The organism is Pseudomonas sp. UME65 (genome assembly GCF_014170225.1).
Lineage (GTDB): Bacteria > Pseudomonadota > Gammaproteobacteria > Pseudomonadales > Pseudomonadaceae > Aquipseudomonas > Aquipseudomonas protegens.
Window position 1 is genome coordinate 1050863 of sequence record NZ_LZZQ01000016.1, and the last position, 18983, is coordinate 1069845.

Genomic DNA, 18983 nt, shown 5'->3' on the forward strand with positions numbered 1-18983 from the left:
TCTATAGATCCTTTCTGCAGCGTATTTTGCCACAAATTCTAAATCTCGCCCCACCAAAGCTTTTCCTCCTAATTTTCATAATGCTCACGATGCCTCTTCGTGTCGCCAGTAACTGACCGTAACTTCACGCCAGTACCCGCCGTAGGTGTCCCGCTTGCTGTCCCGGTTGTAGAGGTGGTGCAGGATCGACCCAGGTGCTGGGAAGTGCTCGGGCTCGGTCTTCAGCACACCGTCGGCCAGGAAGATCCCAGCGTGGTTCGGCACCTTCGACCGGATCTGCATCAGCACGATATCGCCGTGCTGCGGTGCACTGACCTGTGTGAAGCCAGCCGCCGGCAGGTTCTCCAGATACAGGTTTCCGCCCTTCTCCCACCAGCCATCCTCACGCTCGTACTGACCCAGGTCGATGCCAAGTTCGCGCCGGTAGTAGTCGAGGATGATGCTCAGGCAGTCGTGCACGCCGTGGGCGAACTTGCGGCCGATCAGCGGGGACTGGTAACCGTCCGGCGTGAAGCTCACAAGCTCGCCTGGGCGCACGACGTAATCGTCACCCTTCCTGACTTCCAGGATGTGCCAGGGAAGCCCGGAGGCCTCGCAGGACACGCGATCTGCCTCACTGGGTGCTGCTGGGTGATCTGGGTGGCTGTGCACGACCGACAGCACCTGGCCGCGGTCCTCGGCGGCAGCGAAGTCCTCGGGCGCCAGGCGGAAGTGCTCGCCGGGGGTCGAGGCCGTATTGCGGCAAGGCACATAGACCTCCTTCCGTCCCTCGCGAATCACCAGGCCGCAGCACTCTCGCGGATACTCAGCCAGCGCATGCCGCTCGATGGCGGCGCGGGTGGACTTGTTCATGATCAACTCCGAAGCAGGCCTGCGGCCGGGAATGAGCCATACGGCAGAGGGTTGTTCTCGCCAAAGCGAAGCTTGCAGCTGCTCAAGCGCCCGCCGCATTTGTCCTTGGCGGCATCGGTGGTGATGATGTCGTTCTCATCGGCCACGGGCCCGCCGTTGTAGCCGCAGTAGGGCCCGCGGTAACCGCCGCAGCTGAGCCACCAGCAGACGTTGGCCACGATCTGCCGGCGCGGCAGCTGAACCCCGGCGAAGTCCAGGGCCGAGGCCAGTTCGAACTGCACCGTTTCGTTGTTCTCGGCAGCCTTGCGCTCGACATACCAGATGTCCGGCGGTAGCTCTTCGTCGGGGTCCGCCTCCGGCTGGCCATCAAGGTACTTGCCCAGCGTCCGGTGCCGGATCAACTTCGCCCCCACCAGGTCCTCGAAGTACAGCACCAAGGCCGTGATGAACCCGCCGACGTTGCCGACAGACAGGGTCGGCATCGGCTGCGCGCCCTGCCCCGTCATTTCGAAGCCCTCGGCCTTGATCGGCCAGGGCGAATACTCCTCACCCTGCCAGTAGATCGACGACTGCTGCGGGTAGCCGTGAAAGCGGTACAGCTCGGCGCCCAGTGCGGTAGCGTCGAGCTCGAAAAGCTCCACCCACGCGCCAGGCTCCAAGGTCTGGATATCGGCCGTAATTGGCATCGTGTTTCCTCAAGGCAAAAAAATCCCGCTCTAGGCGGGTGGGGTCGGGTGTTGCTGTGTTAGATCAAGTTGCGCGCCTCGGCACGCTTCTCTGCGATGTCCGCCGGGATGTCCTTGCCGGTTTCCAACTTGCGCACTACAAGCCAGTCTGTTTGCTGCAGGTACTCCCTCGCCTCCTGCACCTTTTGGTCCTGCTCAGTAACCGTTTTCTTGCTCTGCGAGAAGTCCATTGACGGCCTCGATGGTAGGGGGTTCTGGAGGTGGCGCCGGGTGATCGGTGGGAATCTCCACCGGGCCATCGGCGGTCACTGTCACAGGCTCAGGAAAGCGAATGTCGTCGGTTGCCGTCGCCTCGTCGTAAGGCATGAGCAGAGTGACTGCCAGAGCACTGTCAGCGGACATGACAGCCTTGTCGGCGAACAGCGAGGAGCCGATAGCCTCAAGCGACAACTCATAGCCGGGCTGAAGAGGAGAAAAGTCGAAGGACTCGCCGTTGATAGTGATCGTGAGTTCCTTGACGAACACCGATTTAAGTAGCGTCAATTCCGGCGCATACACCGGCGAAAATTTGATCGTTACCATGTTATTTCCACCTTCCGATAGCCATATACCTCATTGTGAATTGAACGTTATTTGCGAAACTGTATCCGCTCATCCAGCTTTGATTGAGGTTGGCAGAGCCAACGGAAGTCCAAACATACCCGCCAACAGAGGTTGCGATAGTGGCTGTAACGGCTCCAATCGATGCAAACGGAACGGGGTAAGTTCGCAATTCGGCAGTGCTGATAAATACAGAGCCAACCGCGTTAGCAGTTGTTTGCTGCGCCCCACTAGAGCCATAACAGATCATCGTTCCGTCAGAAAACTTTACGGCGGTTCCGTTCGCATTTGTGATTGTCTCTGGGGTTAATCGGGTCCATGGCTGAACAGAGCCGTTAATGCATCCGCGAACCCACACGATAGGCTCATTGATTTGCGTAATGGTTTGAGTCCACCCGTTCGCGTCGTACCACTCCATGCGGAGTGTCCCGTAAACCTTCGGGCTGTTCAGTGTTTCGACGTGAACGAGGTATGTTCCACCAGGAAGTAGGACGTTGGCGTCATTGATTGCCCCTACACGCTCGGCAGGCGAGCCGGTGCGAGGGTCGGAGCCGACACCATAGTTGCCAGTATTTACAAGTCGCTGCCAGTTACCCCATAGCGTGCCCTGGTCGGTCCCGGTTCGGAACCACATAGCCTCACCTATAGGGTGTCCGTAAGTGGCGGTTAGGCGCTGAATCTTGGAGTTTCCGTTGTCGCCGTAGTCGAAAACTTCAAGCACTCCGTACACGTTCCTCCCGTTGAGAGTGGTGGGAATAGTGCGATAGTTGCCCGCAGCTACCGCCTTGTTGCAGTCGCCCTCTGGAACCGGGATGGTGGGCCCGCCAATACCCTGATCGCCAGCAAGCAAGAACTGCTTCCATGGCGGGCGAGTGGCGCCATTGACTCGACCAAATAAAACCTTGTCCTCATCGAGCGAGGTCGCAAGGAAGGTAGAGGCGCTACCGTTGGCCCCGCCAGTCATTGAGATCAGGTTGCCCTGGCCTCCGCTGGGTGGCCTGCCGGTTGTCGACTGGTTCCAGTAGGTGATACCCCCGTCCTTGATTTGGTAGATGTTGTCTATGAATGGTGCTGGTCCGCCCACGCCATAGGAGACTGGGTTGACCAGGGTGCTCAGCTTGGTCTTTTCTGGGGCTGTGAAGTCATTTGACGACAACCCTTTGCCTGCAACGGGCTCGACGAATTCCGGAAGCTGGGGCGCCGGAACTTTTCCGCTGACCAGCTGAGCCACCGAAACACCCAGCGCTGTGCTAGGAACTGCAGCATCCGCCTTGGCCTTGGCTGCAGCAGCGTCCGTCACGCCCTGCTCAGCCTTCGTCTGTGCTGCCGCTGTGCGAGTATCAAGCTCCGCGAAGTTCTCGTTGATGATGATCCCGCCGTCGCGCAGCGTGTCGCCGGTTTCATCGTTCGGCTCCTCGCCAACGTCGATTGGTCTGATGGTCATGGGTGGAACGCCTGTTCGAAGGTTGCGGTCAGGGTGTAGGCATCGCCCCCCATGGCCTTGGGTTGATACTCGGAGCATCGGTAGAGCATTTGATCGCCCAGCGGGTCAGACCAAAAAAACGGCGTTGCGCCAGCGTGCCGGTCGAGAAACGCCATGATCTCCTTGATGCGCGCCTTCTGGCCCGTGAACGTCAAGGGCCAGGACTGCGAGCGGTTGTTGATTCCGTCCTGGGCCCGCTGCTCGTAACCATCACCGAACTTGGCCGACTTGGTGCGAAACGCAATGGTGGCCGTAGGATCGTTGTTTGGTTTCCAGGTAAAAATCTCAGTTGCCATATTTTCTCCAGGCATAAAAAAGCCCGCCGAAGCGGGCAACGCCAATCAACCACGCCCCCTGATGGCCATGTAGATCTGGCCTCCTGGCCGGAGGTCCTTCGCGATCTGTTCCTGGGCGCCCTGCTTGGCGGACTTGGCATAGGCCTGGGCCAGAACCTGGCCGTCCGCTTCGCTGGCCCCGCCACTCCCTTCAGGGATGTTGAAGGTCTGCTGAATCACGACTTGGTTGTTGCTCGAGGTTGAATCACCGCCCAACGCTCGAATACCCAACTGGCCGCCGGAGGTCCTGGCCAGCGGCACAATCGCCTCGGGGCCCGCCTCGCCCATCACTCCAGTCTGGCCGCCAGCCATCCCGAAGGCAGTTGGCTTGCTGACCACGCTGTTCGTGAAGGCGCCACCATTGGCGAACATCTGCACGCCAGCTCCCCAGGCACCGCCATTGGCCTGGTAGCTGGAGAAGTCGACCCCGGTATACCCGGCCTGCGTTGAGCCGGCCGAAGCCGCCCCACCGCCGAAGTACGAGCCAGCAGCAGAGGCGGCCATGCCGAACAACGAGCTCAGTGCCGCGGAGCTGGCCTGGCGGGTAGCGATTCGGGCCATGTCGGCAAGAATCGACTTCGCGAAGTCAGCGAACGACATCTTTCCGGTCATAGCGAACTGCACAATCGCGTCTTCCATCGAGCCGAAGGCGTTGGTGAACAAGCTCTTGGTCTGGCCGGCCACATCTCGCGCCGACTCCAGGTAGTTCTGCCAGGCCGAGGATGCCCCGTTGGTCCAGTCGCCCTGGGCAGCGGTCATGTCGTCGTAGTTGCTGACCATGGTGTCGTGCAGCTTCTGCTGGGTGACATCCAGTGCCTGCAGCTTCTGCGTGTACTCGTCGAGGCTCATGCCCCGGGAGCCATCACCGTACTGGTTGGCCAGGTCCAGCTTCTGCTGGTTGATGCGGTCGTCGATCGCGTTCTGCTGGTTGGTCAGGTCGCGCTGGCGGTCACCCTGGCCAACGCCCGCCGCAGCACGCATACCCTGCTCGCGCAGAGTATCGACTTGCTGCTGTAGGGCGCTGGTGTAGGTTTTGACCGCCAGTTCCTGCTTCTTCAGTCGGCCCTCTTCGTTCTTGGCCAGCACGCTCAGCTCGGTGTCAGCGTCCCGCTGGGCCTTGACCATAGCGGCCCGGGCATCGGCGATCTTCTGGTCTAGCTGGATGCGCTGGGCGGCGGAGGTGCTGGCCTTGCCCTTGGTGACCTCGAGTGCCGCAATCTCCGCCTCATAGGCCGCCGTGACCTCGTCTCGCTCATTGCCGATCATGGCCTCACGCTTGAGCAGGTAGTCAGCCTGGGACACCAGCCCCGCCTTCTGCGCTGCGTCCAGTTCCTTCTGGGCGTTTTTGTACTCGGAAAGGATAGCGGTGAGGTTGTTTTTCGAGTTATTGAAGGCCGTCAGGTCTACCGCGCCTGCGGCAGACTTTGGGTCCTTCTTCTGCTCGTCGATCGCCTTGCGCAACTGCTCGTAGGCACCGCCGGAGAACTTCTTCCCGTCAAACTGAACACCGTCCAGCAGCGCCGACTTCTGGCCGGTCTTTTCCGCGTTCTGATAGAGCGTCGTGAACTGATCGTCGAGCTTCTTGTAAGCCTCCTGCCGCTTGGCAAGCGGGTTCAAACTCTCCATCTGCTTGTCCAGTTCCTTCTGGACCGCAATGAGCTCCTTATTCGCCCGTGTTTCCTCGCCAGTTGCTACCGCATTGCTCTCGCTGACCGCCTGCCGCGCCTTCAGTGCAGCAAGCTTTGCTTCCAGCGCAGGCGTGGAGTCGTCGTTCTCCCCGTCAGCCAGTCCAAGGAAGGAGTTGAGGGAACTCAGGCCATTCGATACAGCGCCTGCGACACCGCCTCCCTTACGGGTATCCAGCACCCGCTGGGTGATCTCGATTTGCTTGGCCAGGTCCGGGAAGATTTCAGATCGGATCTCGGCGTAAGCACCCTTGATGGCGACCTTCACCCGGTCCCAATCGCGCTCGATGTCCGACAGTGAATCGCGGTAGTTTTTCAGCCGCTCCTGTGCGGACTGATTCAGGTTTTCACTGAGGGTGTCCAGCGCGCGCTGGTGATCGCCTTGCTCATCAATGGCTTTGATGACCTGGTACTGCTCATAGGTCAGCAGCCCATATTGATCGCTGATCTTCGATGCCGCTTCCGTTGCGGTGTTGCCGGCATTGGCCAGCGACTTCGCAATATCACCCGCCCCCTTCCCCGTGACCTCACCGATGGCCGCTGCGGCTTCGGCCAGGTTCTGCATCTGGACGCCGCTGGTTGCCGCACCTGATGCCAGAGCGATTACAGCCTCACGCGCGCCGGCCAGGTTGCCGGTCAGCGTACCCGCCGAATCACTCATGGACTTGAGGCTGGCTACACTTTGCCCTGCATCGTTGGAGCCACCATTGATAACGCTGTTGAACTCCCGCGCCTGCTTCATGGCATCGAAGTAGGCATACCCGAGACCACCGATGACACCCGCCAGCAGCCCCGCGGGTATCAGGGCGGCCGCAAGACTCTTCGCAGATGCCCCAGCTCCGGCGCCAAGCTGTGCAATAGCCCGTGCACCACTCCCCCAATCCCCAGACTGCAGGGCGTTAGTCAGTTGCATGACGTTTTCTTGAGCCTGGCGGGTGCCGAGCTTGAGCTTGTCGAATGCGCCCTCTGTCGCGGTGATGCCAGCCCGATCCTTTCCGACCTTGGCCAGGGCCTCGCTGTAGCGTTCCGCGTTGATTGCGCCAAGACGGAAAGCTTCATGTGCCGCCTTTTCCTGAGCCTCCAGTTTGGCCAGCTTCACATTCAGAGGATCGATGCTGTTGACCGTGCGCTTCAGCGCTTCGATCTGCCGGCTCTCGGCGTCGATCAGGCGTTGCTTCTGCGCCGTCTCCTTGGCTTCGGCTTTCTCGATCTTGTCGAAGGATTTACCGAGGCGCTCCTGATAGGCCTCTTGCTGCTCAATCGTGACCAGCCCACCCTTGCGGGCTCGCTCAAGCAATCCCTCTGCCTGGACCAGCTTCTCCATGCTGTCGATATTGCCGGTCATCGCCCTGTCGAGCTGGCTGATGATGGCGATTTCGCTGGCGGCGCTTGTTCCGGCCTTGCGGCTCGCGTCGACCTGGCGTTCCTTCGCACTGGTAGCTTTGTCGATGCCCTGGGCGGCCTCCGCCTCCGCTTGGCTGATTTTCTTGCCGGTGTTGGCCAGGCTATCCCCAGCCTTGCCAAGGTCATCGACGGCCTTCTCTGCCCCTTCGGCCGCGTCGACCAGTTTATCCAGGTCATCGGCAGCCTTGACCGCCTGAGACGACTCAACCGCAATGCCAAGCGAAGCGAAGGTAGTGCTCATTTGTTGTCTCTCTGTTCAGCCATTACGGCCAGGGCCTCAGCCTCCATCTGCCGGATGTCACTGAAAATGCTTTGCCTGGAACCAGCCGGCACACCACACATTCGGATGACGCTCGGCAGGACGCCGTAGTCCAGACCGGTAGCGCCGCACGCGCCGACGCGCCACTGGGTGCTCATCGCCTCGAAGACGCTGAAAGCAGGCCAGTTGTCTGGCCAGACCTCGCAGTCCTGACCGGTGAGATCACCCACCAGAAAGCCAAAGGTCTTCAGCTCTTCAGCCGAAGGCCCCTGCTCGTAGAGTGCGCGCGCGGCGCTTAGGAGTTTCCCAGGCGGGCCTGGTTGAACGCCTCGGAATAGGCCGCCAATACCGCGCTGGGTATCGAGACAATCGAGGTGACCAGAATGCGGATGTTCTGGTCGTTGAACTCTTCTTCGAAGTCCCAGCCGGCCACCACCGCCTTAACTTGATCCACCTGCAGGTCGATCTGGGCCGCGGTGAAGGCTTTCAGGTCCATCTCGTCAGCCTTCAACCCCAGAGCCTTGTGGCGCTCGCCCCACTCAGCGTAAAGCTCGGCCAGACCGGTCCGGTCCAGGTACTTGAACTCAAACCCCACCTTCACCGGCTCGCCGCCCAACTGCGGGATCAGCACGTCGGCCTTGAAGATTGGATTCTGGATCAGCGAGAACTTGGCCATGGGTTACACCGAGGTCAAATAGCGGGTTGGCTCGGATTGCAGCGCCAGGTTGACGGTGCGGGTCAGCAGGTTGTTACGGGATACCGCCGGCTGCTTGGAGAACGAGGTGTAGGCCCCGTACAGCAGCGTGTCATTGCCGGGGAGGTTGAGGCGCGCGGCCTGTACCTTCTTGCCCGCATCAGCCGACATCAGCACCGCGTTGAAGGGTTGAGCCGGATCATCTGCGATGGTCAGCACCATGCTCGCCGCGGACTTGTCGGTCGGGATCTGCTTGCCCTGGTCATCTTCCAGGAAGGTGACGTCGAGATAGTTCTGCTCGCCGCCGGAGAAAGCCAGGTCGGTGACCTGCGGAATCAGTACCCAGGTGAGGATCTTTTTCATGGTGCCTGCACCGTTGCCAGCCGGGAACAGCTGCGTATCGGTGGTATCGATCCCTTCCAGGGTGATCGCCGTGGCAGTCGCGGCTTTAATGCGCACCACCTTGTTGTCCAGCTTGCTCCAGCCGGAGGTCAGCAGCACGATGTCGCCGGCGTCCAGGTCGGCGCCCAGAACGGTGGCGACCGCCTCGGAGGCGTTGGAAATTGCGGTGAAGGACAGAGCGGTGGCGTAAGTCGCGGCGTGCTGGAAGGTGCCGCCATTGGGAATTTTGTAGCCCATTGGGTGTTTCCTCTCTTCAGAAATAACAAAACCCGCTCAATGGCGGGTCTGTGGGGTTGCCCGATGGGCGGAATCAGTTGGTGTCGGCGCGGTACTGGAAGGACACGGGCACGGTGTAGGTCGTGTCACTCTGAATGCCTGGGCCCTGGTCTGGGGGTGTCATGGTGATCACCGTCAGACCGGCCTTCTCGTTCCGTTCATACAGCGGAAACAGCGCGCTGATCTCGTCAGCCAGGCCGCCGGCCGGACCGCGGTACTTGCCCGATGGCGTTACAACGCTGGCCTGGAAGACGCCGGTGTACAGCCGGTGATCGCCGCCCAGGGTGTTGCTCGCAGTATCCGCCGGCAGCGTGTAGGCACGGAGGTAGGTTTCTCCGTCCTTTGGCGTGTAGGCCTCGTTCTCGACGACCACTTTCAGCGGCGGAACCCTGGCTTTCGCCCAGGCGATAACCCGGGCCTGGTAGATCGTGGCGATCACGTTATGGCTCATACCTGGTTGTTCCTGATGGCTTCGTCGACGATCTGCTGGAAGCGGGCCAGCGTGATCCTGACCATTCCAGATGGCGCCTGCTTGGAATGCCCGTACTCGAGCGGCACCGCATAAGGCAGGTTGTTCACGATGTAGGCTGTCTGGCCTGCTGTCAGTTGCCCGACCTGCAGCCGCAGCTTGGCCAGAGTCACGCCGCCAGAAGGATCGACCTGATCCAGCGTGCCCTCGGCGGGTGTATCGATCGAGAACTGCCAGTTCCCTCGGAGGCGACCGCCGACATAGTCCTTCCCGGCCACCAGGCCGTTCACGTTGAAATTCTGGTCGCGCTCGGTCTTGGTCAGGGGCTTGGCGTACTTCACATCGCGGCGCAGCTTACCGGCCTTGGTGAAGTTGCTTTCGTCCAGGTTGATCAGCGTGTTGCGCACCGAGACCTTGAAGTCGTAGTCGTCGGCTGCGCGCGTATTGGCCGCACGGTGCGCCACGTTGGCCGCCCATATCTCCGGATTGCCCACCGGAGACATGCGAATCACGCTGCTGCCGATCTCGATCACGATCTCGCGAAAGGTGGCGTCAATGCCAGCCTGGGCCTGCTCGGCAAACTGGCGGATGTTCTCGGAGAAACTGCCATTGAGACCTGAGTATTTACTCATGTCAGACCCTCAGCTGAATCGTCCAGGTGGCGCCAGCAGGATCCTGACCGACATTCAAAGCGCGCTTCCCGCCGACAATGTCACCGACTTTTGGTGTGGCGATTTCTGCCGTCGCCTCGCCCAGCAGGGTGATGAATAACTCGTTCTGTAGCACAAGCAGCTTTTCGTCTGTCGTCTGGATCAGTGAGCCGTCGATCTCCTTGGCCAAGTAGCTGCCGAAAACTCCCCGGCCACCATAGGTGGTGACCGCCTCAGGTGCAGTGCCGGTCTCAGGATCGTACTCGCCTGGCACCTTCCGCACGCCGGCCACTGGCTTGACCGCATCAGCCAATCCATCGGGATCGTCGAATGCCTCAGCCATTTCGGCCTGGATCTCTTCGCGCATGCCCATATGCAATACTCCCTAACTCACAAAGGAGCTGTTAATGAAACGACCAGAATGCAAAATTGCGATTCGTCGCCTAGCTCATGAATGGGCGGAGACGCAAGAAAGGCCAGCGAATTGGCACCCGTCATTTGGCGCCTTCGTCAGTTGGCTGAAAGAAAATGGTCATGGCCAATATTTGGATTTCAGGAGCACCATGGGTGCTTCGTACGATGCCGAGCAATGGTTCGATGAGGAGCTGAAACAAGGGTGGCGCAATTGATGGGTTTCAGGTCCTTTTCAGCATCATCACGCCGGAGCGCTTGATCCACGGATTGAGCAGCGCCAGGGCGAAGTTGACGCCCGCCGACTGATCTGTAGAGCCGGCCACGTAGGTCTTGCTCACCGACGTGCCGGACTGAGCCGAGACCGTCTTGCTCTGCACTTCCTTCTGCGTTGCTGTGTACAGCTTGCCCGCCGCCGCCTCTTTGGCGACCTGGGCGCCGGCTGTTTTGATCTCGGTCGGGACAGGATCGGGAACAGCCCGCTTAATCTTGGCCGTGAGCCAGGCGTTGGCCATGGTTACAGCAAGGACCGGATCACCGGTGCCGGCCCAGTCAGGACCGAGCTGGACGTTAACATCGGCGACGGTGATGAAATCGGTCATGTGCTTGTCCTTATTCCGCTGTCACCAGGGCCTGCAGGTCTTCTTTCTTGGCGGTGGCGTCGAAGGCAATACCCTTCGCGGTCAGCCACTCTTTCAGTTCCGGGACCTTCATTTTCAGAGGGTCGGTTTCCGGGGTTTCCTGCTCCTTGCCGTCGGAGACCTTGATGCCGGCCGCCTGGTAGGCATCGAAGATATCCGGTGCATCGCCATCGACGACCACCTCGGTGGCAGAGCCGATGACGCCGAAGAACTCGCTCAGCAGCCGGTAGCACACGCCGCGCTCTTTGCCCGGTTTGTCCGTGTAGATCACTTTCATAAGTCACCTCAAAAGCATCCCGGCGCCATGCCGGCGCCAGGCTGTGTGGGCCGAGTTACGGCGTAGTGGTACCGCTGATGACAGCTGCAAACGGAACCTGCTTGCGGCTGAACACGCGCTGCCAGCTCGCAGCAGCGGCGTATTGGGTGGCGGTCGGGCTGAGGTTCTGAGCCTCGGAGCCCTTCCAGCTGAAGCCGGCAGGCTGGAGGATGTAGGTCTTCCGCTCCCACAGCACTTCGGCACCACCACCATTGCCGCCGCCCGGCTTACGCTCGAGCTCTACCGGAACCTTCGGCGTGCCTTCGCCGTAACCGAAAGCACCCTGGCCGAAGAACACGGACAGATACTTGCCCGCGCCGTATACCAGGGCATCATCCATGAAGACCGGCTTGCCGAGGTAGGTAGCCAGGATGATCTTGCCGTCGGAGTCACGCAGGTACTCGATGAGATCCTGCTTGACCATCTGGTTCATCACCACCGAGTGCACGCCAATCGCGCCGAACTGGTCGGCTGCGTCGCCGGCGGTAAACGCGGCATCTTGGAAGGCGTTTGCGCTGATGTTCGCACCCGCGTCGATGACCATATCACCGCCGTTGTTCGCGATGTTCGAGGCAATGATGCCGCGAGCTGCGCCCAAGGTGTAACGCTGCCACTGGCGGGTCCAGTAGGTACCGAAGCGGTTGCGGATCTGCTGCTGTGGCTCGGTGTTGGCCAGCTCAGCAGTCAGGTCGGTGACACCGTAGCCTTTGTTGAGGTACAGGACGCGCGCACGCATGCTGTCCTGGGTGACTTTGCCGACTTCGCCCTGGTCGTTCGGGTCATCGTTGCTGATGTTCGGGGCTTCATCAGCGTTGAGATCCTGCCAGTAGCTGATCTCGGCGGTGCCCTGGCTGCCGGAGGCGATCGCATCCAGCACAGGCGAGCGGGTCACAATGCCCGACTCGTATACAGCGGTCTTCTCCGGGCTGTTAACCGGTGCCAGGGAGGCGTAGTAGTCGCCGACGAAGATGTCGGTCAGTTGGGTAGTTGCCATGGATTAGGTTCCTTTGGTGGCCTGGATTTTCTTGAAGAGCTCGGGGTTGTCACGGGCGATCGCAGCGCGCTCGGTTTCCGTGTACTCGCCCCACTTTTTCGTGGCCTTGCCACCCTGATCGCCGGTCGGACCGGCACCCTGAGCCCTTGGCCACAGGTGTGTTGCTGTTTCACGCAGCGATTCCGCCCATTCGAGCGGCGACAGCGGGGTTTTCCCGTCCTTCCCGTAAACGACCTCGCCGTCACGGTCGGTGGCAATCGCCTCGCCGTCTTCACTGAGTTTGAAAGTGCCTCGGGCGCGAAGGATGATGTCCTCAGCAGCCTCGGGCAGCGCGCCGGCCTTGATGGCGGCAGTGCGGATTGAATCGGCCAGCACCTTGTCGCTGTACTTGGCGGCGAAGGCCTCAGCCTTGTCAGCGCGACCTTTCTCGGCAGCCAATTTGGCGTCGTAGTCGGTGCGCAGGCGCTCGGTGCGTTTGGTGATGACCTCGTCGAGCTTGCCCTCGGCCAGTAAACGGGTTTCCTCGTCCTGGCCCACCTTGGTGAGCAGGGCCTTCACCGCATTGATGTCCAGGCCCTCGAACTGGCTCTTGAAGCCGTCCAGTTCAGTTTTGGTGGTCCGGAGCGAGCCAAGCAGCTCGGTGTTTTTGTTCTTGAGGCCCAGGGTTGCCGCCTCCACCGCTTCAGCGATTGCGGACTTAACTGCCGGGCCTTCAAGATCAATCTGGTTTTCGTCTGCCACTTGGTGCACCCCTTGGGTTTGGTCGGCCCGCTTTGCAGGCATAAAAAAACCCCGGCATGGCCGAGGTTGGTATGAATCAGGTTTTAGGTTCAGTCGCTCAAGGTGAGCAGATTCTTGTCTATGGAAGCTTTGAATTCATGGAGTGTCGTGCTTACAACAAACTGCAAGCCCGCGGTTTTGCCGTGGCAGTGTTGGTGCACGTAACCACTAATCTGCCGGTCAAAACCAGGCGCCAAATGCAAGGAAATGCTGTCGCCGTATGTCATCGCCGCTGGCAATGGATCACTACCCCACCAGAACTGGCTGACATGAAGGTAATTTCTCGCATGCGGCGACTGCACGGAGAGACTTGTCACTTTGACTGGGCGCTTGCCATCAGACGTGATCCCGAGTGCAATAAACCAACCTCCCTCCCCAGTATCCGCGATGGCCGAGCGAACAGAAACGCGTAGGCTCTCGACGTCCTCTCTACGCTGCTTATCAGCCAGCCAAAGGGTAGTGAGAACTGCTGCCAGCGCGCCAATGCCGGCAACCCATCCGCCAAGCATTGATAGGACGGGCACGGTCTCTGTAATGAACTTGTCGTGGTTGTTGCTAAGGCCAAAAGATAGCCCGAGCAAAAAAACGAAGCCAATAACGGTGGTGAATACTACGAGCAGAAATGCCCATCGCAGCAGTTTGAACATCAGCTACTCCTTAGCGACTAAATGCAATCCCCGCATTATCAGGTAGTCGGCGAGCTGTGTCCTGCTCGGCGCGTACGGCGGCGGCCGCATTCGCAGGCCTGGCGTATCTCGGTTGAGCCGCGTGCGCCGGCCATTCGGCTCAGTGCAATGCGTCGGCTCCTCGATCTGGAAGCCCTGTTCGACAGCGTATAGCTCGACCGCCAGCCGTACCTGGCCCCATTCAAGCTCAAAGGGCACGAATGTCTCGGACAGCGTCTGGTATTCGATCTTGCAGTCACGCCGGGGCCAGGCCATTGCCTGTTCAGGCTTGGCTTTTCGGCCCTTCCACTGCCGACCGTTGATGTCAGCAGCGGCGCGCAGCAACAGTTCGACCTGGTAAGCCTCAGTTTCAGGTATCCGGAACCCGTAGTAGTCGCGATAAAAGGTCAGCTTCTCCAGCGGTACGAAGCTATTCGCGTCTGGCCTACCCTTCCCGTCCTCAACGATGATCTGCATGCGCTATCTCAACCTGGTTGAGCGCCGAGTGTAACGCCTGCTCGGGTGAACATGTCGGGTTCCGCTTCCTTCAGCTGCGCCAGCGTCAGCGGCTTGAACGACTTGTCGAGCTGCAGCTTGGCGAACTTCTCCGGAGTCAGCCCTCCATCGCGGAACAACTTGCCCCGGACTGGCCCGAGAGCATGATCCTGGAAGCTCGCCGGTTGCGTTGCCAGCCACTCGTAATAATTCAGGCCTGCGTCGACCTGGGCCCCGCCGTTGTCACCAACAGAGGCGCGTGTGGCGCCCTTGGCGAACATCTCCGAAAACCTGGTGGTCGGCACTGTAGTTGACCGGCAGTTGATGTGCGCCGGTGGCAGCGGACCTTTGCCCAGGTCGAAACGCATCCCATCCAGGCCCTTGCATTGCTGCGAGGTCTTGCGGTCGAGCGTCGACACCCAGCGATAGCCCAGCACCACGTCGCTGTTGGCCTTCAGCGTCTCCATTCGTGCCGTGGTGGCTACGTGCTGGATTGCCGTCTGCACCACGGCGGCAGCGTTGCGGTTGCTCACCGCCAAGACGCCGTCCGTGAAGTTCTGCGCCGCGGTCCCGCGAATCGCCTGGATGATCTGGGCATTCGTCTGGCCCTGGCCGAAGCCGAGCCGGATAGTGTTCGTGACGCGCATCGTCTCGGTCCGCGTCCAGCCGCTGACAAAGCTCTTCAGCAGCTTCCCGCCGTCGATGCCCTTGACCTGAAGCGGATAGGAGAACACCGCCGCACGTATCACCGTGTTGGTCGGGACCACCGCATCGATGGAGAGTGCATTGCTCAGGCTTCTGGCCTCAAAGCTCGACTCATACAACGCAATGTCGACAAGATCGGCCTGCACCAAGTCACCGTAGACCTTGTAGATCTCCAGCAGCTTGCCATCCACCCGCGCCAGGAACTGCTCAAGCCGGTCCCGGCTGTAGGTGGTCAGCTCCTTGCGGGTGAGTTGCTCCCGCACCAGCTTGTCGATCTGGCGCAGGCACTTCTCGAACTTCTTGACCTCGCCGGCCTTAAGCCGCTCCAGCATTACCGAGTGGCGGGTCGTCTGCTCCAGCAGTTGGCTGTCTGCCTGCGCCAGGCTTGTCGTTGGCATCGTCGTTGTCCAGGTTGATGCCGGCCGACTCGCGCTCATCGCTGATCAGGTCGGCCTCTTCGTCGTATGGGCGGTCCGGCAGCTTGCCGGTAGTGAGGTACTGCCAGTAGGTGTCGGCGCTTAGCGTGCCGGCCATCACGCCCTTGAGCAGCTCGGCGAGCACCTGGGCGTCGACCACCGGGGTCACAAACTCAGGGCTCACCTTGAACTTGACCTGCTTGGGGTCGTAGCCCTTCCACTCGGCGGCATACCGCAGGCCCTGCTCAACTGCCTCTGCCACAGTGATGACGATGCTGTGCAGCGTGGCGTGCTGGTCATTCTGGCGTGTTTTGCGCGCCTCGCCCGATTCGGTGCCGCCCACGTCCATGACCTTGGCGCCAGCTTCAAGCGCGGCGTTCTTTTGGTCATCCATGGCCTTTCTCACGGCTTCGATGCCTGCGCCCTGGAACTCAAGGTAGCCACAGGACCCGCTAGGCCCAAGATCCCATGCCGCCGATGGACCTGTGACGCTCAGCTCTACCGATTCATCCATCCCGGACACCCAGGGTTGCGGGTGGCTGGTCTGGTGCAGTGAGGTGAAGTAGTCAGCGCTCAACTGGTAGGACTTAAGCGCGGCCCTCGCCATGGTCAGCAGCGGCACCTCGTCGACGTCCGGCGAGTTGTCGGTTGATCCGCAGTAGATCACCGGCAGGTAGGAAAGGCCTTTGATCAGTCGGTTGTCGGTGCCGGTGGTGCCCAGTGGCTTTTCTTCCTCGACCAGTTCGCCACCTTCATTCCGCACCGACGTGTAGCAGACGTTGCCTTGCATGAAGAACTCGCGGAACACCGTGTCGCAGTCATGGCTGTAGCGATCGCCGCCCTTCTTGCGAAACTCGCGGAACACCGAGAGGACCAGGTCCTGCCGACCGCCTTGATCAGCAGTGTCCCAGTTGATGGCGTTGCGGACGGCGTACGTCGAGAAATACGGCTCGCCACATTCATCAATGTTGACCACCAGCGGCACCCGGCCGTGCGAGATAGCCTGGCGCACCATGCGGAAGAACAACTGCTTAAGGCCGAAGCCGTCAGCCGTTGCGTTGTCTTCCAGTCCTTTCAGGCCGCCGGGCAGCTCAATCTCTGGGATCAGCCGGGACACCAGGCCCATCATAGAGCGTAGTGAATCGCGCACCCAGTGTTCGTACTGGGCCCGGTTCGTGTAGTTCTCGTAGAGATACCTGTTGCCAGCGCCGTCGAGCTTTTCAGCTTCGACCATACCGCTTGGCTTTGGCAGGTTGCTCTCGTTGCGCTTCACGGCGCACTCACCCTCGAGCGCGTCGTCCATCATCTCCCACTCGGCGATGTGCGCGTCGTAGTCGGGGTTTGTCGATTGCACTGGCATCAGGCCAAGCCTCCAATTCGGCGTGTTCCGCCTGTGCGTTTGCGTCGGCCCATCGAGACGGCGAAGTAGCGGAAGGCGTCCGCGCCGTGCGATGACCAGTCGTGAAGTGGTTTGTCTTTCCAGCAGCCCCGCTTGTCGTCCCACTCCTTTCGGTAGTTCTCCAGGCAGGAAATACCCAGTTCGCACTTGGACTCATCGAAGGCACAGGCCGGAAGGATCTCCCGAACCTGCTCAATGCCCTCGTCGATGCCGAGCTTTGGAACAACGCTGAACTTGAGGCTGTATTTTTGCCCATCGATCTCGTAGCCCTCACGGGCCAGCTCGCGCCGGGTCTTGCCGTCGCTGCCGAATTCGCGGTTGTCGATGTCGTGCGGGCCCCAGTGATCGCCATACGTGTATTTGCGATCCTTGAGCACCTTCATGTAGTGCCGCAGGCCTTCGCCGCTGTTCTCGTAGAAATCGATGACGTGGTATTCCTCGCCGACGATCCGAACGAACCAGATGGCCGTGGAGTCGCCGACGCCGATATCCCAAATCGTGTGGACCGGCAGATGACTGTTGTCCGGCAGCGGGCCGATCCTCTGCGCGCTGTACAGTTTCGTGAACTGCTTGGCGTAGTAGGCACCCTCGATCGACTGCTGGAAGGCTTCCGCCGGCAGTGACGGGTATTCCCGCTTCATGTCGTCGCCGAGGGTCTTCTCCTTGGCGCTGTACCAGGCGCGCTGGCCTGGGTTGGTGACGATGCTGTGCTTGGCGGCCAGCTCGTCGAAATACTTGGTTAGACGATCCGGGATCATGACGTCGGTCGAGTCGAGCCAGTACAGCGGATTGCGCCACCAACTGAAGAAGAAGAACTTCCAGTCCAGCAGGCCCAGGGGCACGCCGGCCAGTTGCTGCTTCTCGGCAGACTGGCTGTAGTCGAAGAAGTACCCGGCCCGGCCCTCAGCCGTCGATTCGATGGTTACAAAGCACTCAGCGGCCACGGCCTCGAAAGCACCAGTGACGATCTCACGGGCCTTGTGCGGGAACTTGGCGCAGATCTTCCCGAACTCGGACACATGCAGGTAGCGCAGCGTCCCGCCCCGGAAAGAGGTCGAGACGTACAGCGACCCGCCCTTGCTGAACACCAGCTCGCCCGCGGCATCGTTGCGCGCAGGGTTGGCGGCGCGGATCTCTTTCGGCAGGTTGTCGTAGGCGTACTTCACCTTTTCCCGGAACAAGCGCTTGGCGTCGTTCAGGGTGTGAGCGATCAAGGCGCACTTGGCGGCCTCAAACAGCGCGGCGTCCAGCTGGACGATGCACACCAGGGTGGTAAACCCCAGCTGCCGCGCCTTGAGGATGATGTTCCGGGTATGCATCCCCTGGAAGTAATCAATCTGCTCCTGCGTCATGCGGAAGCGGACCTTCTTACCCTGCTTGTCGGTGATGAAGTAGAGGTTATTCAGTCGCCAGAATCGATCCCGAAGCAGCTTCAAGTGCTCGGGCTTCATGTCAGGCGTCCTGTGTTAGTTCATCCATCATCTTCGAGATCTCGTCGGCGTCGTCCGTCTTCTCCTTCTCGTCCAGGCTGAATGCCTGACGCTCCAGGACTTGCAGGTTCTTCATAGCGGAGGACAGCTGGAAAAGGGTCTTGGCGTTGCTGGGCAGGGCCACGGCTGCAAACATCGAGCTACGACGAAAGCCACTCTCATCATCGGCAGTCTCTTCAGCGATGGCGTCCTCGATCTCCTCGCGGCGCTTGATCGTGGTGAGCAGGTCATCCATCAGGAGGTTCGCAATATTCGTGGCCTTGCGAATATCACGGCGGTGGCTGCGAACTACTTGCGCGCCTTCCTCCGCTGCCTCCTCGATGATTTCGGCGTCAAGTTCGCAGTTCGCGCCTTGGTCGTTGCGAACCTCTCCGCGAACCAGCTTGCTGCGAACCTCTTTCCGAACCTGGTCAGAAAGGTCTCTTGCCCATCCAAGGGCCTTGGCCTTCTTCCTAATTGCGGTATCGCTCACGCCTTGGCGCTCTGCGATGGTTCTGATGGAAAGCGCGCCGGCCCGGTAGGCTCGCTCAATCGCCTCCCAGTCGGGTTGCTTGGTTGTCATAATTTGTCTCTGGTGAGCCTAAAGCAGGGATTGAAATAGTGATGAGTTGCCGGTATTGCTGCTGACTCCACTCACAGCAAGGAAGGCGACATGGCTCTCTTAGATTACGTCAAGTACGATAACGGCTCTGAAACTGATAAGCGCGCACTTGCAGTTAACGCTGCGCTAGAACTGATAGCTGTGCGCATCACGAACAACACCACAGGCGGCATCCTTGAATCCGAACTGAGTCGCCTATCTGGTTACGCAGATACTATTCAATCCGCACTCAAAACTAAGTAAGCAAGATGTCGCGACACGATTTGCGGACCAGC

General features: G+C 60.2%; 25 protein-coding genes. 2 read left to right on the forward strand and 23 right to left on the reverse strand.

Annotated elements, in window-relative coordinates; all coding sequences use genetic code 11:
* Nucleotides 1–84 precede the first annotated feature (84 nt).
* The 13 genes from A9971_RS29945 to A9971_RS30005 all read right to left on the reverse strand — a co-directional run bounded on the left by A9971_RS29945 (nt 85) and on the right by A9971_RS30005 (nt 10168).
* Nucleotides 85–852: a C40 family peptidase gene (locus tag A9971_RS29945; protein WP_183001644.1), complete on the reverse strand. Its 768-nt coding sequence runs from the start codon at nt 850–852 to the stop codon at nt 85–87.
* A 2-nt stretch (nt 853–854) separates the two neighbouring features.
* A complete protein-coding gene (locus A9971_RS29950) occupies nt 855–1538 on the reverse strand; it encodes a phage minor tail protein L (RefSeq protein WP_015636157.1) in 684 nt (227 codons plus the stop codon).
* Nucleotides 1539–1597: 59 nt separating this feature from the next.
* A complete protein-coding gene (locus tag A9971_RS29955) occupies nt 1598–1768 on the reverse strand; it encodes a hypothetical protein (protein WP_183001645.1) in 171 nt (56 codons plus the stop codon).
* Nucleotides 1734–2120, reverse strand: coding sequence for a hypothetical protein (locus A9971_RS29960; protein WP_183001646.1), 387 nt, complete (start codon nt 2118–2120; stop codon nt 1734–1736). Before A9971_RS29960 ends, A9971_RS29955 begins: the two co-directional genes overlap by 35 nt.
* Before the next feature lies 1 nt (nt 2121).
* Nucleotides 2122–3582, reverse strand: coding sequence for a hypothetical protein (locus A9971_RS29965; RefSeq protein ID WP_183001988.1), 1461 nt, complete (start codon nt 3580–3582; stop codon nt 2122–2124).
* A complete protein-coding gene (locus tag A9971_RS29970; protein WP_053152043.1) occupies nt 3579–3917 on the reverse strand; it encodes a phage tail protein in 339 nt (112 codons plus the stop codon). Before A9971_RS29970 ends, A9971_RS29965 begins: the two co-directional genes overlap by 4 nt.
* 45 nt (nt 3918–3962) lie before the next feature.
* Nucleotides 3963–7286 (reverse strand): phage tail tape measure protein, encoded by a 3324-nt coding sequence (locus A9971_RS29975; RefSeq protein WP_183001617.1) that lies wholly within the window; start codon nt 7284–7286, stop codon nt 3963–3965.
* Nucleotides 7283–7534, reverse strand: coding sequence for a DUF1799 domain-containing protein (locus A9971_RS29980; RefSeq protein ID WP_041118570.1), 252 nt, complete (start codon nt 7532–7534; stop codon nt 7283–7285). Before A9971_RS29980 ends, A9971_RS29975 begins: the two co-directional genes overlap by 4 nt.
* A 65-nt stretch (nt 7535–7599) precedes the next feature.
* On the reverse strand, nt 7600–7980 hold the full coding sequence (locus A9971_RS29985) for a phage tail assembly chaperone (protein ID WP_183001616.1): 381 nt from the start codon (nt 7978–7980) through the stop codon (nt 7600–7602).
* A 3-nt stretch (nt 7981–7983) separates the two neighbouring features.
* The gene (locus A9971_RS29990) at nt 7984–8637 is read right to left on the reverse strand and encodes a phage tail protein (protein WP_183001615.1); all 654 of its coding nucleotides are present in this window, start codon (nt 8635–8637) and stop codon (nt 7984–7986) included.
* A gap of 73 nt (nt 8638–8710) precedes the next feature.
* Complete coding sequence (locus A9971_RS29995) at nt 8711–9127, reverse strand: phage tail terminator-like protein (protein WP_183001614.1); 417 nt, start codon at nt 9125–9127, stop codon at nt 8711–8713.
* Nucleotides 9124–9777: a hypothetical protein gene (locus A9971_RS30000; protein ID WP_183001613.1), complete on the reverse strand. Its 654-nt coding sequence runs from the start codon at nt 9775–9777 to the stop codon at nt 9124–9126. The genes A9971_RS29995 and A9971_RS30000 overlap by 4 nt, the downstream gene beginning before the upstream one ends.
* A 1-nt stretch (nt 9778) precedes the next feature.
* A complete protein-coding gene (locus tag A9971_RS30005) occupies nt 9779–10168 on the reverse strand; it encodes a hypothetical protein (RefSeq protein WP_183001612.1) in 390 nt (129 codons plus the stop codon).
* A 34-nt stretch (nt 10169–10202) separates the two neighbouring features.
* On the opposite strand from A9971_RS30005, the gene A9971_RS30010 reads away from it, so the two are divergent.
* On the forward strand, nt 10203–10424 hold the full coding sequence (locus A9971_RS30010) for a hypothetical protein (protein ID WP_025110085.1): 222 nt from the start codon (nt 10203–10205) through the stop codon (nt 10422–10424).
* Nucleotides 10425–10430: 6 nt separating this feature from the next.
* Here the strand turns inward: A9971_RS30010 and A9971_RS30015 are convergent, their stop codons facing one another.
* From A9971_RS30015 to A9971_RS30060, 10 genes are all read right to left on the reverse strand, one after another.
* Nucleotides 10431–10808 (reverse strand): hypothetical protein, encoded by a 378-nt coding sequence (locus tag A9971_RS30015; RefSeq protein WP_183001611.1) that lies wholly within the window; start codon nt 10806–10808, stop codon nt 10431–10433.
* 10 nt (nt 10809–10818) lie between these two features.
* Nucleotides 10819–11124: a HeH/LEM domain-containing protein gene (locus A9971_RS30020; protein WP_183001610.1), complete on the reverse strand. Its 306-nt coding sequence runs from the start codon at nt 11122–11124 to the stop codon at nt 10819–10821.
* Between the two features lie 55 nt (nt 11125–11179).
* The gene (locus A9971_RS30025) at nt 11180–12157 is read right to left on the reverse strand and encodes a phage coat protein (RefSeq protein ID WP_183001609.1); all 978 of its coding nucleotides are present in this window, start codon (nt 12155–12157) and stop codon (nt 11180–11182) included.
* A gap of 3 nt (nt 12158–12160) precedes the next feature.
* Nucleotides 12161–12898, reverse strand: a complete 738-nt coding sequence (locus A9971_RS30030; protein ID WP_183001608.1) for a hypothetical protein — start codon at nt 12896–12898, stop codon at nt 12161–12163.
* Nucleotides 12899–12987: 89 nt separating this feature from the next.
* The gene (locus A9971_RS30035) at nt 12988–13584 is read right to left on the reverse strand and encodes a hypothetical protein (RefSeq protein ID WP_183001607.1); all 597 of its coding nucleotides are present in this window, start codon (nt 13582–13584) and stop codon (nt 12988–12990) included.
* Between the two features lie 3 nt (nt 13585–13587).
* Complete coding sequence (locus A9971_RS30040) at nt 13588–14079, reverse strand: DnaT-like ssDNA-binding protein (protein WP_183001606.1); 492 nt, start codon at nt 14077–14079, stop codon at nt 13588–13590.
* An 8-nt stretch (nt 14080–14087) separates the two neighbouring features.
* Nucleotides 14088–15200 (reverse strand): minor capsid protein, encoded by a 1113-nt coding sequence (locus tag A9971_RS30045; protein ID WP_183001605.1) that lies wholly within the window; start codon nt 15198–15200, stop codon nt 14088–14090.
* Nucleotides 15118–16578: a DUF4055 domain-containing protein gene (locus A9971_RS30050; protein ID WP_183001604.1), complete on the reverse strand. Its 1461-nt coding sequence runs from the start codon at nt 16576–16578 to the stop codon at nt 15118–15120. Before A9971_RS30050 ends, A9971_RS30045 begins: the two co-directional genes overlap by 83 nt.
* Complete coding sequence (locus A9971_RS30055; protein ID WP_183001603.1) at nt 16578–18068, reverse strand: terminase; 1491 nt, start codon at nt 18066–18068, stop codon at nt 16578–16580. Before A9971_RS30055 ends, A9971_RS30050 begins: the two co-directional genes overlap by 1 nt.
* Before the next feature lies 1 nt (nt 18069).
* The gene (locus A9971_RS30060) at nt 18070–18669 is read right to left on the reverse strand and encodes a hypothetical protein (protein ID WP_183001602.1); all 600 of its coding nucleotides are present in this window, start codon (nt 18667–18669) and stop codon (nt 18070–18072) included.
* 90 nt (nt 18670–18759) lie between these two features.
* On the opposite strand from A9971_RS30060, the gene A9971_RS30065 reads away from it, so the two are divergent.
* The gene (locus tag A9971_RS30065; protein ID WP_183001601.1) at nt 18760–18951 is read left to right on the forward strand and encodes a hypothetical protein; all 192 of its coding nucleotides are present in this window, start codon (nt 18760–18762) and stop codon (nt 18949–18951) included.
* Nucleotides 18952–18983 lie beyond the last annotated feature (32 nt).